Source organism: Pseudomonas sp. P5_A2_2 (assembly GCF_054177685.1).
Genome location: NZ_JBGCUL010000115.1, coordinates 1 through 12,123 on the forward strand (window position 1 = coordinate 1; position 12,123 = coordinate 12,123).

Consider the following 12,123-nt stretch of genomic DNA (forward strand, 5'->3'; position numbering starts at 1 on the left):
CGGCTGTGCCGACAACCCGGCCGACTGCGCGAAAAGCATCTTGCGCGCAGCAGGGGCCGGTGCCGTCGGTGGTTCGATCGAAGATGCCACCGGCCGCGAAGAAGGCCCGATCTACTGTTTCGAACACGCCGTGGCGCGAATCGAGGCCGCTGTGGCTGCCGCTCGCAGTTTGCCGTTCCACTTTACGTTGACTGCCCGGGCGGAAAACTTCCTGCACGGCAATCCCGATCTGGCCGACACCATCCGCCGCTTGCAGGCATTCGCCGAGGCCGGTGCCGACGTGCTCTACGCGCCGGGCCTGCGCAGCGCCGAGGATGTGTTGGCGGTGGTGCGCGCCATGGCGCCCAAACCGGTGAATGTGTTGATGTCGGGGGGCTTGAAGCTGACGGTCGCGCAGTTGGGTGAGATGGGCGTCAAGCGCATCAGCGTCGGTTCGGCGCTGGCACTGGCGGCCTATGGCGAATTCTTTCGCGCCGCCGAAGAAATCCAGACGTCAGGCACGTTCGGTTTCACCTCCCGGTCGATGCCGTACCAGAAGGCCAATCAATTCTTCAAAGGCTGAAGGTCAGGCGGCGATACGCAGGTTCTGCAAGATGATCGGGCGGGCCCAGCCATTATCGAAATCGAGTTGTTTCTGCTGCTCCATCAGTTCTTGCGGCGAGAACGGCGGGAACGGCTTGTCGAGCAGGTCGAGTTCGAATTTGGCAATAGGCAAGTGCAGCGGACGCGGTTGCGGGGCAGGGCCTGCTTCGTATACCGGCTGACCGGCTTTCAGCACGATCGGGCGAACCCAGCCGCTTTCGAAGTCCTGCTGTTTTTGCTGGGCGACGATTTCATCCGTCGGGAACGGTGGACGTGGTTTGTCTGCCAGGTCCATTTCGAATTCGGCAATCGGCAGGAACAGTGGCTCGGGCGGGCGGATTACATTGTCTTTCACCTCGCATTCGCGCTGGGACAGGATGTGCTCCAGCAGCTCGCTGCCGACGGTCGGCTCGACAGGGCTTTCGAGATCGACCGGTGGAAAGTTCAGCGATTGCGGCAGCACTTCACCCGACTGTTCAGCCAGCGCCCGGGCAAAGAAATCCTGCCAGATGTGGCTGACGCCGCTCAGTGCCTGGGTGTTTCGCAGGTTGTAGTCGCCGTAGGGCGAGATAAAACCTGTGAATGTGGGTTGAATGTCTGACATTTCTCTCGGTCGACGCTCAGCTCTGGCAAAATGCTCGATAGTTTTGTTATCGGCCGTTTTTGCCGATCATTAATTTTTTGAGCGTGTTTTCCGATGATTGATCAACCTGCGGCCTGCCGCATCCATGTCCAGGCCCTGGACGCGGCTTTTGAGCCACAAGCCGAGCAATGGGCCGAGCGCCTGGGCTTGCCGATGCAAGTGGTGGACGGCGAATTCGCCTTGCAGGTGGGCGATCAGGGTTTGCAGTTGCAACAGCTGGGGCCGGATGCGCCAGGCCCGGTGCGGGTGGACTTCGTCGAGGGCGGTGCGGCCCATCGCCGGTTGTACGGCGGCGGCAGCGGGCAGATGATCGCCAAGGCTGTTGGCATCGCTCAAGGCGTGCGTCCGCGGGTGCTGGATGCCACGGCGGGGCTGGGTAAAGACGCGTTCGTGCTGGCCAGCCTCGGTTGCGAGATGAGCCTGATCGAGCGTCAGCCGCTGATTGGTGCCTTGCTGGAAGACGGTCTGGCCCGTGGCGCGGAAGATTTCGACGTGGCGCCGATCGTGGCGCGCATGCACTTGCTCAAGGGCAATTCGATCGAGGTGATGCGTAACTGGGAAGGCGAGCCGCCGCAGGTGATCTATCTCGACCCGATGTTCCCGCATCGTGAGAAAACTGCGCTGGTGAAGAAGGAAATGCGCCTGTTCCGGCCGCTGGTGGGCGATGACCCGGATGCGCCGGCATTGCTCGAAGCCGCCTTGGCCCTGGCCAGCCACCGGGTGGTGGTCAAGCGCCCGCGCAAGGCACCGTGCATCGACGGGCCGAAGCCGAGCCATGCGCTGGATGGCAAGTCCAGTCGGTATGACATTTATCCGAAGAAGGCGCTCAAGCCGTAGGACCGAGTCGCCMCAATCGCGAGCAGGCTCGCTCCTACAGGGATCTATGGTGTTGCATAGAGCCAGTGTAGGAGCGAGCCTGCTCGCGATAGCTTTAGCCCGGACACTGCAAATCCATCAGGCATGCTCAGGCCGATAAGCCCGCATAAACAACCCCACCACTTCCCGCACATGGCTCTCCGCCGCCTCGCCAACCGGCGGCTCGCCGCAGCCATACAGCAAGCGGAAATTCCCGGCGCCCTTGAGCAGGCAGAAGAAGTGCTCGGCCGCGTTGTGCGGCTTGTCGATGCGCAGCACACCGCTTTCATCGATCTTGCTCAGCAGGCGTTCCATGCCATGCAGCATGCGCTCCGGCCCGGCTTCGAAGAATATCTGCGACAGCTTTGGGTCCTGGCTGCCCAGGGTCATCATCAAGCGGTGCAGGTTCACTGATTCATCACTGTTGATCAGTTGATGAAAACCGCGCGCGATGTTCAGCAGCACGGTTTCCACCGCCGCGCCTTCCGGCAATTCGAAAAACAGCGGTGGTAACTGCTCCTCGCACTTGGCCATCACGGCGGCGGAGAACAGCGTCTCCTTGTCGTTGAAGTGGCTGTAGACCGTCAGCTTTGACACACCGGCCTCGGCTGCGACGGCATCCATGCTGGTATTGGCATAACCCTTACTCAGAAACAGCGCTTTGGCCGCATCGAGAATCGCCTGGCGCTTGACCAAATCCTTGGGTCTGCCTGGGCCACTGGGTGCTGAAAGATTGTTTGGCATATTCGTTTTTATTACTGGACTGGTGAGTTTGCTATTAATAACATACTGCTCAGTATAATTATTCAAAGCACCATTAGCGAAAGGTCCTTCACCATGTTCCGCTATGCCTTGCCCCTCGCGTTGCCAATCACCCTGGCTTTTTTATTGTCTGCGTGCCAGAGCCTTCGGCGCAGTCGATGGAAAGCTATCCCGGTGAAGTTCGCGCGCGTTATGAGCCGGACCTGGCGTTCCGTATCGGCGGCAAAGTCAGCCGACGACTGGTCGAGGAGGGGCAGCGGGTCAAGGCCGATCAACCCTTGGCGGAGCTCGACCCCCAGGATGTGCGCCTGCAACTGGAGGCCACTCGCGCCCAGGTCGCCGCCGCCGAAGCCAATCTGAATCTGGTGCGTTCCGAGCGTGATCGCTACAAGACCCTGATGGAACGCCAGCTGGTCAGCCGCTCGCAGTACGACAACGCCGAAAACCTCTACCGCTCCGGCGAAGCGCGCCTCAAGCAAATCAAAGCCGAATTCAACGTTTCCAATAACCAGGCCAGTTATGCCGTGTTGCGTGCGCCGCAGGACGGTGTCGTGGCCAAGCGTCTGGTGGAAGTCGGGCAAGTCGTGGCCGCCGGGCAAACGGTGTTCACACTGGCTACCGATGGCGAGCGTGAAGTCTTGATCAGCCTGCCAGAGCAGAATTTCGGTCGCTTCAAGGTCGGTGAGCCGGTGTCGGTGGAACTCTGGACTCAACCCGATCAGCGATTTGAAGGGCGTATCCGTGAGCTGTCGCCGTCGGCTGATCCAAAATCCCGCACCTTCGCGGCCCGCATTGCCTTCAGTTCCGGCAAGGTTCCTGTCGAGCTGGGCCAGAGCGCCCGAGTGTTCGTGCAGGCCGCCGACGTGGTCCCACTGTCCGTTCCGCTGTCTGCGCTGACGGCGGAAAACGGCGTGACCTATGTCTGGGTCGTCAGCGCCAACAACACCTTGAAGAGAACCCCGGTGCGAATCGGTGCCTTTGGCGAAAAAACCGTACCGGTACTTGAAGGGCTCAACGCCAGCGACTGGGTGGTGGCCGCCGGTGTCCATGTGCTTCTCGAAGGGCAGCAGGTGCGCCCGGTGGACCGCTCCAATCGCGTGGTCAATCTGGCGGACAAGGAGTAAGCCCCGATGCGCTTCAACGTTTCCGAATGGGCGCTGCGTAATCGCCAGATCGTACTGTTCCTGATGCTGTTACTGGCCATTGTCGGCGCACTTTCCTACACCAAGCTCGGCCAGAGTGAGGACCCGCCGTTCACCTTCAAGGCCATGGTGATTCGCACCAACTGGCCGGGAGCGACCGCCGAGGAAGTCTCGCGCCAGGTCACCGAACGTATCGAAAAGAAACTGATGGAAACCGGCGAGTATGAGCGCATCGTGTCGTTCTCCCGCCCCGGTGAATCCCAGGTGACCTTCATCGCCCGCGACTCCATGCACTCGGTGGAGATCCCGGAGCTCTGGTATCAGGTGCGCAAGAAAGTCAGCGACATCCGTCATACCCTGCCGCCGGGGATTCAGGGGCCGTTTTTCAACGATGAGTTCGGCACCACTTTCGGCAATATCTACGCCCTGACCGGTGACGGTTTCGACTACGCCGTGCTCAAGGATTACGCCGACCGCATCCAGATCCAGCTGCAACGGGTCAAGGATGTGGGCAAGGTCGAACTGCTGGGCTTGCAGGACGAGAAAATCTGGATCGAACTCTCCAACGTCAAACTCGCCACCCTCGGCTTGCCGCTGGCGGCTGTCCAGCAAGCCCTTGAAGAACAGAACGCGGTGTCCACGGCAGGTTTCTTCGAGACCAGCAGCGAGCGATTGCAGCTACGGGTAACGGGGAATTTTCAGACGGTCGACGAGATCAAGAGCTTTCCGATCCGCGTCGGTGATCGCACCTTCCGCATCTCCGACGTGGCCGACGTGCGCCGTGGTTTCAACGATCCACCGGCGCCGCGCATGCGCTTCATGGCGCAAGACGCCATCGGCCTGGCGGTGGCGATGAAGGACGGCGGTGACATTCTGGTGCTGGGCAAGGCGCTGGAAGTCGAGTTCGCCCGCATCCAGAAAAACCTCCCGACCGGTATGGAACTGCGCAAAGTCTCCGACCAACCGGCTGCGGTGAAAACCGGTGTTGGCGAGTTCGTGCAAGTGCTGGTYGAGGCGCTGGCCATTGTGTTGCTGGTGAGCTTCTTCTCCCTGGGCGTACGCACCGGCATGGTGGTGGCCCTGGCGATTCCGCTGGTGCTGGCGATGACTTTTGCCTGCATGTATTACCTCGGCATCGGCCTGCACAAGATTTCTCTCGGCGCTTTGGTACTGGCCCTGGGTTTGCTGGTGGACGACGCGATCATCGCCGTGGAAATGATGGCGATCAAAATGGAGCAGGGCTTCGACCGGGTCAAAGCGGCGAGTTATGCCTGGACCAGCACCGCGTTCCCGATGCTCACCGGTACGCTGATCACCGCGGCCGGCTTCCTGCCGATCGCCACGGCGCAATCGGGCACGGGCGAATACACCCGATCGATCTTCGAGGTGGTCACCATCGCGCTGTTGGCGTCGTGGGTGGCCGCGGTGGTCTTCGTGCCGTATCTGGGGGAAAAACTCCTGCCAGACCTGGCGAAAATCCATGCAGCCAAGCATGGCGCCGGCCAACCCGATCCGTATGGCACACCGTTCTATCAGCGCGTCCGGCGTCTGGTGGAGTGGTGCGTGCGCTGGCGTAAAACCGTGATCACGGCGACCGTGGTGTTGTTCATCGCCTCCATCGTATTGTTCAAGTTTGTGCCGCAGCAGTTCTTCCCGGCATCGGGTCGCCTGGAGTTGATGATCGACCTGAAACTGGCCGAAGGCGCTTCGCTGAGCAACACCGCCGACGAGGTCAAACGCCTCGAAGCGCTGCTCAAGGACAATACCGGGATCGACAATTACGTGGCCTACGTCGGCACCGGTTCGCCACGTTTCTACCTGCCGCTGGATCAGCAACTGCCGGCGGCGAGCTTCGCCCAGTTTGTTGTCCTGGCGAAAACCATTGAAGAGCGGGAAACCCTGCGCACCTGGTTGATCTCAACCCTCAACGAGCAATTCCCGGCCCTGCGCTCGCGGGTCAYGCGTCTGGAAAACGGTCCGCCAGTTGGCTATCCGGTACAGTTCCGCGTGACCGGGGAGCACATCGAGGAGGTGCGGGCGCTGGCACGTAAAGTCGCGGCCAAGGTTCGCGAGAACCCGCATGTGGTCAACGTCCACCTGGACTGGGAAGAACCGAGCAAGGTGGTGTACCTGAACATCGATCAGGACCGTGCGCGGGCGCTGGGCGTGAGCACGGCGAACCTGTCGAGGTTCCTGCAAAGCTCCCTGACCGGTTCCAGTGTCAGCCAGTACCGCGAAGACAACGAGTTGATCGAGATCCTGTTGCGCGGCACCTTGCATGAGCGCACCGAGTTGTCATTGCTGCCGAGCCTGGCGGTACCGACCGATAACGGTCGCAGCGTCGCGCTGTCGCAGATCGCGACCCTGGAGTACGGCTTCGAAGAGGGCGTCATCTGGCACCGCAATCGCCTGCCCAATGTGACGGTACGCGCCGACATCTATGACAAGGAGCAACCGGCGACGCTGGTGCAGCAAATCATGCCGACCCTCGATCCGATTCGCGCTGAATTGCCGGACGGCTACTTGCTGGATGTCGGCGGCACGGTGGAAGACTCCGCGCGCGGACAAAATTCGGTGAAGGCCGGGGTGCCGTTGTTCATCGTGGTGGTGTTGACCTTGCTGATGCTGCAACTGCGAAGTTTTTCGCGTACGGCGATGGTGTTTCTGACGGCGCCGCTGGGGTTGATCGGGGTGACGCTGTTTCTGTTGGTGTTCCGCCAGCCGTTCGGTTTCGTGGCCATGCTGGGGACCATCGCGTTGTCCGGGATGATCATGCGTAACTCGGTGATTCTGGTGGACCAGATCGAGCAGGATATTGCTGCGGGGCTTAAGCCTTGGCAGGCGATTATCGAGGCTACGGTGCGGCGGTTTCGGCCGATTGTGTTGACGGCACTTGCCGCCGTTTTGGCGATGATTCCGTTGTCGCGCAGTGTGTTTTTCGGGCCGATGGCGGTGGCGATCATGGGGGGGTTGATTGTGGCGACGGCGTTGACGCTGCTGTTTTTGCCTGCCCTTTATGCTGCCTGGTTTCGGGTTCGCAAAGAGTCGGTTTGAGGGTTTGAGCATGGCGGCCTGCCAGCCGATCTGTCTCTCTCGGATGTACTCGGTCAAATTGTGGGAGCTGGCTTGCCTGCGATGGCGGCCTGCCAGCCGACCAATCCCTCACAGATGTACCCGATCCAATTGTAGGAGCGAGCCTGCTCGCGATGACGGCTTATCAGTCAAAAGTGTTTATCGCCTGATCAAACATTCAGACCATTCCCACAAGACTTTCAGGTTGCCCGTCGGAAGCACGGTCTTTAGCCTTTGACCGTCGCTGCCAATTCAGCGACCGGGACTGCAAGCCCGCCAATAGTTTGTTAGGCGCCCATAAGCGCACCTATAATCGTGGCGCTTTTTAGCGACCACCGATTTATGGTGGCTGTGTGCGGGAGATCTTCGGGTCTGCCGAGGTTGCCTAACGACTCGGTCTTGCAGACCTGCACACAGCTGCCACCCATCATCTGCAAGTGATGCTGGCTGCTCCAATTTTCGTTAGGAGTTTCACAATGGTCAAACACAGTCCCAACCCCCCGGCTTCAGAGCCCGAAGAACATATCGGCACTTCAAGTCGCCCCTGTCCAATTTTCACTATCCGCCCAGGCATTAATTCCGAAACCCTGCTGGTCCACGCCTACGAAACCCTCGCCTCAGCCAACGTGATGGCGACCGAGTTGTCATCCAACCTGATTGGCCCGACGTGCAATCTGGTGCTCGGTATTCAGCAGATGATTGTACTTGCACAGCTATCGGTGAGCGAGGTGCTGGATCACCTTGACCCGCAGCAATAGAGAACGAAAAAGCCCGCTGACCTTCACAAGGTTCAGCGGGCTTTTCTGGTGTTGTCGCCAGCTAAAAATTACAAGGTTCCAAACACCTTCTTCGCCAAACTGGTCGCCGCAGCCGCCGGGTTCTGGCGGATGGTTTCTTCCTGTTTGCCAATCATCTCGAACAAGCCATTCAACGCTTGCTCGGTGACGTAGTTTTCGACGTTGGCATTCTTCGCATCCACTACACCCATTGTCGCCGCTTGTCCGGCGAAGGAATTGTACTGCTGGGCCAGGCCAACCTTGTCGGTGGCTTGCTTGACGATGGGCAGGAACTTGGCGCGAATCTGTTCGCGACTGGTCTTGTTCAGGTATTGGGTAGCCGAGTCGTTGCCACCGCTGAGGATACCCTTGGCATCTTCCACGGTCATTTTCTTCACGGCATCGACGAGGATGGGCTGGGCCTGGGTGACGGCGGTTTCGGCCGCTTTGTTCATGCTGGCTTCCAGCTCATCGACCTGATCACCCATGCCGAACTGTTTCATTTTGCTGGCGACTTTGCCCAGCTTGCCCGGCAGTTCGATTTTCACGTCGGGGTTGTTGCTGAAGCCCCCCGGGGTGCCGAGTTGTTTGACGGCCAGTTGCGCGCCTTGGGTCAGTGCGTCCTTGAGCCCGCCGGTGGCGTCTTTTTGCGACAGGTCGGTGAGGGACAGCGCCATCGCGCTGGCGCAGAACATTAAACCTGCGCACAGGCCGGCAAAACGGAGGGTAGGGCGGAGCATGGCAACTTCCTTTTTCAAAAAAACACTCAGCGGGCCGCGTCGACACGGACCTTCACGGGTTTGGGATCGGAGCCGTCCAGGCGCACGGCGTGATTTTCGGTGGTGATGAACAGCAGTTTGCCGTCGACTTCAATGCGTGCATTCACCGAGTAACGGTGATTGGACTCTACCGTCAGCGGGTCGTAGCTGAGATGGAAGGGCAGCGGCACCTGGCCTTTGACCGGGCCGCGTTGCTCGTCGATGACCTTTGCCGGGGCGTCGGCCAGTGAGATGTCTTGCAGGCTGACGCTGAGGACCGCGTTCGGTGGCAGTGCGCTGCGTTGCAGGTAGAAGACTTCACCATCGAGGGATGCCTTGGGCGCCGGTGTCGGATGCTGGCAGGCAGTCAACAGCAAGGCGGCTGCGATCAGGGGCAGTTTTTTCATTGAAAGATCTCCGTATCGAGGGCACCAGAACTGACTGGCGCCCTGATCAATCTAGACGGTTTCGACCGGTGGTGCGGGTTGATCCGCCGCATCTTCACTGCGATGCAACGCCACCTGACGGATCGACAAACGAATCTCCGCCGGCAACACCCGCTTGGCCGCGCCTTCGGCCAGTTCACCGAGCAGTTCGTGGTAGCTCAGCTTGCCCGCTTCATCGCGCTTGAGCACATCGAGGTCGAGCATGGTCTGGATGAAGTGGCGAAACAGGCTCTTGTCGAAGAATTCCGGGGCGTTCAGGCCATGCAGGATCGACAGGCGCTGGGCCATGACCGTGCACAGGTCCTCCAGTTCTTCGGCGCTGATGCTGTTCTGGCCGCTGTTGAGCAGCAGGGACACGGTCATGTAGAAGCGCTGCAACGTCTGGGCGATGCTTTTCGACAGTAAGGTCAGCAGCACGAAATGCCGCGAGCTTGGAGCCGGACGCAGGAACACGTTGTTCTCGAAACGCAGCAGGCCTTGTTCGACGAAGGCTTCCAGCCATTGATCGATCACCGCATCCAGTTCGTCCAGCGACCAGCGAATGAACAGTTCCGCTTGCAGGTAGGGATACAACGCGCGGGTATAGCGCAGGATCTGTTCGCGGCTCATGCGCGAGGCGCTCTGGAAGAAGCTCGCCAGCAGCGCCGGCAGGGCGAAGATGTGCAGCACGTTGTTGCGGTAGTAGGTCATCAGGACGGCGTTCTGCTCGTCCAGATACAGGATCTTGCCCAGCGCATCGCTCTGCTCCGAGAGCAGGTCCATGTCCTTCACATGCTCGATCAGCGCCCGGCCATCGCCTTCCGGCAAGGTGGTGTGYGGCGAATACGGGACCTTGCGCAGCAGCGCCAGGTACAGGTCCAGCACCCGCGCCATGGCCCGATCATCCAGCGCCAGTCGGGTGGTCGACAGCAGCGCCAGTGCCACCAGGTTGACCGGGTTGATCGCTGCCGCTTCGTTCAGATGCCGGGCGACTTTCTCGCCGAGACGATTGGTGGTTTCGTTGAGCCAGGCGGGTCTGAACTGCGGGCCGAGTTCCTGTTGGCGCCAGTCCGGCTGTTCGCCGTCGAGGAATTCCGCCAGCTTGATCGGCTCGCCGAAGTTCACCGCCACCTGGCCGAAGCGCTGCTTGAGTGCGCCGATGACTTTGAAAATATCGAAGATCGATTCTTTTTTCTTGGCCGCACCGCGCAACTCGCCGAGGTAGGTCCGGCCTTCCAGCACGCGCTCGTAGCCGATGTAGACCGGCACGAAGACGATGGGCATGCGCGACGAACGCAGGAAGCTGCGCAGGGTGATCGCCAGCATCCCGGTCTTCGGTTGCAGCATGCGCCCGGTGCGCGAACGGCCGCCCTCGACGAAGTACTCCACCGGGAAGCCCTTGGTGAACAGGGTGTGCAGGTATTCGTTGAACACCGAGGTGTACAGCGGGTTGCCCTTGAAGGTGCGGCGCATGAAAAACGCACCGCCGCGACGCAGCAGGCCGCCAATCACCGGCATGTTCAGGTTGATGCCGGCGGCAATGTGCGGCGGGGTCAGGCCGTTGCGGAACAGCAGGTATGACAGCAGCAGGTAGTCGATGTGGCTGCGGTGGCACGGCACGTAGATCACTTCGTGACCCTGGGCGACCTTCTGCACGCCCTCGATGTGGTTGACCTTGATACCGTCGTAGATCTTGTTCCAGAACCAGCTCAGCACCACTTCCATAAAACGGATCGCAGTGTAGGTGTAGTCCGAGGCGATTTCGTTGCCGTAGCGTAGCGCTTGAGCTTTGGCCTTCTCCGGTGAAATGTTCTCGCGTTCGGTTTCGTCGAGGATCGCTTGTTTGACCTGTGGCTCGTTGAGCAGGCCTTTGACCAGATTACGGCGGTGGGAAATGTCCGGGCCGATCACCGCCGCCTTCAGGTTGCGGAAGTGCACCCGCAGGATCCGCTGAGCCATGCGCACGGTGCGCTCGTGGCCCTTGTTGTGCTCGATCAGTTCGCGCAGGTGGATCGGCGCGGAGAACTGCACGCGGGTCTTGCGTCCCAGCACGATGACGCTCAGCAATCGGCGCAAGCGCCCGGTGACCGCCCAGCTATCGGCGAACAGGAGTTTCCATGGGCTGTTTTCGCTGTCTGGCGACTGGCCCCAGAACACGCTGACCGGGATGATCTGCGCATCTTCGGCGGCGTTCTGGCTCAGGGCGCTGACCAGGCGGGTCAGGGTCGGCGGCGCGCCGCGCTTGTCCTGGCGGCCGAGCCAGTCCGGTTCCGGTGTCAGGTAGAAGAACGCGGCAGGCTCCAGCAGGTTATCCACCGACACCGGCAGCACCGGACGTGGCAGGCCAGCCTTGCTGCACTCGGTGTCGACCACGGCGAGGTCGGTCAGCGAAGGGTTTTGCAGGACGTAGAACACCGGACGACTGCGGTCGAGGTTGAGGGTGAGCGACGACTGGTTGATCGTCTCCGAGCGAACCCAGAGGTACAACAGTCGGCGCAGGGTGCCAAACACAAGACGGCGGAACGGGGAGCGGGTCATACGGCTTCTGCGTGAGTGAATAAAACCAAGCGTTTGCTCGGGAGGGCGATAGTGTGCCGGATTCGCTTAAAATCGGCAAAAAAGCGGCGAAGTAAACTCCTGTTGAGAGTTTTAACGTCTGTCATATACTCGGCGCTCTGTCGCCGTTGCCCTCATGGGACCGGTATGCGCAGGCTGACGTTCCCGAGGCTTTCCTGCGAAAAGCCCGATCAATAATAAAAAGGGAGTATGAACAAATGGCAACACGCGAAACCGGCAATGTGAAGTGGTTCAACGACGCCAAGGGCTACGGCTTCATTCAGCGCGAGGACGGGGTGGACGTGTTCGTGCACTACCGCGCGATTCGCGGCGAAGGGCACCGTTCGCTGACCGAAGGCCAGCAGGTTGAATACGCGGTGGTGGAAGGGCAGAAGGGGTTGCAGGCTGAGGATGTTGTAGGTCTGTAACCAAAATCTTCAGAACACCCAAAAACACTGTGGGAGCGAGCTTGCTCGCGATGAGGTCCTTTCAGCCAACGTAGATGTTGAATGTAAGTCCGCTATCGCGAGCAAGCTCGCTCCCACAGGTTTG

General features: G+C 60.2%; 10 protein-coding genes and 1 pseudogene. 6 read left to right on the forward strand and 5 right to left on the reverse strand.

From position 1 onward, the window contains the following. The coding region (locus ACXRVY_RS10510) for an isocitrate lyase/phosphoenolpyruvate mutase family protein (protein ID WP_458237357.1) at positions 1 to 562 on the forward strand (562 nt) is incomplete at its 5' end. A gap of 3 nt (positions 563 to 565) precedes the next feature. Here the strand turns inward: ACXRVY_RS10510 and ACXRVY_RS10515 are convergent. Beyond that, positions 566 to 1,186 (reverse strand): energy transducer TonB, encoded by a 621-nt coding sequence (locus ACXRVY_RS10515; RefSeq protein WP_223458337.1) that lies wholly within the window; start codon positions 1,184 to 1,186, stop codon positions 566 to 568. A gap of 93 nt (positions 1,187 to 1,279) precedes the next feature. Here ACXRVY_RS10515 and ACXRVY_RS10520 point away from each other — a divergent pair, with 93 nt between their 5' ends. Beyond that, positions 1,280 to 2,062, forward strand: coding sequence for a class I SAM-dependent methyltransferase (locus ACXRVY_RS10520; RefSeq protein ID WP_263289623.1), 783 nt, complete (start codon positions 1,280 to 1,282; stop codon positions 2,060 to 2,062). Positions 2,063 to 2,179: 117 nt separating this feature from the next. On the opposite strand, the gene ACXRVY_RS10525 is transcribed toward ACXRVY_RS10520, so the two are convergent. Then, positions 2,180 to 2,824, reverse strand: a complete 645-nt coding sequence (locus ACXRVY_RS10525) for a TetR/AcrR family transcriptional regulator (RefSeq protein WP_223458338.1) — start codon at positions 2,822 to 2,824, stop codon at positions 2,180 to 2,182. A 93-nt stretch (positions 2,825 to 2,917) separates the two neighbouring features. Here ACXRVY_RS10525 and ACXRVY_RS10530 point away from each other — a divergent pair. From ACXRVY_RS10530 to ACXRVY_RS10540, 3 genes and pseudogenes are all read left to right on the forward strand, one after another. Then, positions 2,918 to 3,966 (forward strand): annotated as a pseudogene (locus tag ACXRVY_RS10530) (efflux RND transporter periplasmic adaptor subunit). Positions 3,967 to 3,972: 6 nt separating this feature from the next. Next, positions 3,973 to 7,038, forward strand: coding sequence for an efflux RND transporter permease subunit (locus ACXRVY_RS10535; protein ID WP_458237358.1), 3,066 nt, complete (start codon positions 3,973 to 3,975; stop codon positions 7,036 to 7,038). Between the two features lie 494 nt (positions 7,039 to 7,532). After that, positions 7,533 to 7,814: a DUF6124 family protein gene (locus ACXRVY_RS10540; protein ID WP_223458345.1), complete on the forward strand. Its 282-nt coding sequence runs from the start codon at positions 7,533 to 7,535 to the stop codon at positions 7,812 to 7,814. A gap of 68 nt (positions 7,815 to 7,882) precedes the next feature. On the opposite strand, the gene ACXRVY_RS10545 is transcribed toward ACXRVY_RS10540, so the two are convergent. From ACXRVY_RS10545 to plsB, 3 genes are read right to left on the reverse strand one after another with little or no spacing between them, the layout of a single operon-like run. Further along, the gene (locus ACXRVY_RS10545; RefSeq protein ID WP_223458348.1) at positions 7,883 to 8,572 is read right to left on the reverse strand and encodes a DUF4197 domain-containing protein; all 690 of its coding nucleotides are present in this window, start codon (positions 8,570 to 8,572) and stop codon (positions 7,883 to 7,885) included. Between the two features lie 26 nt (positions 8,573 to 8,598). Next, positions 8,599 to 8,997: a YbaY family lipoprotein gene (locus ACXRVY_RS10550; RefSeq protein ID WP_223458350.1), complete on the reverse strand. Its 399-nt coding sequence runs from the start codon at positions 8,995 to 8,997 to the stop codon at positions 8,599 to 8,601. 51 nt (positions 8,998 to 9,048) lie between these two features. Beyond that, on the reverse strand, positions 9,049 to 11,553 hold the full coding sequence (plsB, locus tag ACXRVY_RS10555; RefSeq protein WP_223458352.1) for a glycerol-3-phosphate 1-O-acyltransferase PlsB: 2,505 nt from the start codon (positions 11,551 to 11,553) through the stop codon (positions 9,049 to 9,051). Positions 11,554 to 11,789: 236 nt separating this feature from the next. Between plsB and ACXRVY_RS10560 the strand changes: the two genes are divergently transcribed. Beyond that, on the forward strand, positions 11,790 to 11,999 hold the full coding sequence (locus ACXRVY_RS10560) for a cold shock domain-containing protein (RefSeq protein ID WP_007954750.1): 210 nt from the start codon (positions 11,790 to 11,792) through the stop codon (positions 11,997 to 11,999). Positions 12,000 to 12,123: the final 124 nt, after the last annotated feature.

Excerpts from the sequence above, each read along its gene's own strand:
- ACXRVY_RS10515 (WP_223458337.1), bottom strand. The coding sequence starts at position 1,186 with ATGTCAGACATTCAACCCACATTCACAGGTTTTATCTCGCCCTACGGC.
- ACXRVY_RS10560 (WP_007954750.1), top strand. The coding sequence starts at position 11,790 with ATGGCAACACGCGAAACCGGCAATGTGAAGTGGTTCAACGACGCCAAG.
- ACXRVY_RS10525 (WP_223458338.1), bottom strand. The coding sequence starts at position 2,824 with ATGCCAAACAATCTTTCAGCACCCAGTGGCCCAGGCAGACCCAAGGAT.
- ACXRVY_RS10520 (WP_263289623.1), top strand. The coding sequence starts at position 1,280 with ATGATTGATCAACCTGCGGCCTGCCGCATCCATGTCCAGGCCCTGGAC.
- ACXRVY_RS10540 (WP_223458345.1), top strand. The coding sequence starts at position 7,533 with ATGGTCAAACACAGTCCCAACCCCCCGGCTTCAGAGCCCGAAGAACAT.
- ACXRVY_RS10545 (WP_223458348.1), bottom strand. The coding sequence starts at position 8,572 with ATGCTCCGCCCTACCCTCCGTTTTGCCGGCCTGTGCGCAGGTTTAATG.
- ACXRVY_RS10550 (WP_223458350.1), bottom strand. The coding sequence starts at position 8,997 with ATGAAAAAACTGCCCCTGATCGCAGCCGCCTTGCTGTTGACTGCCTGC.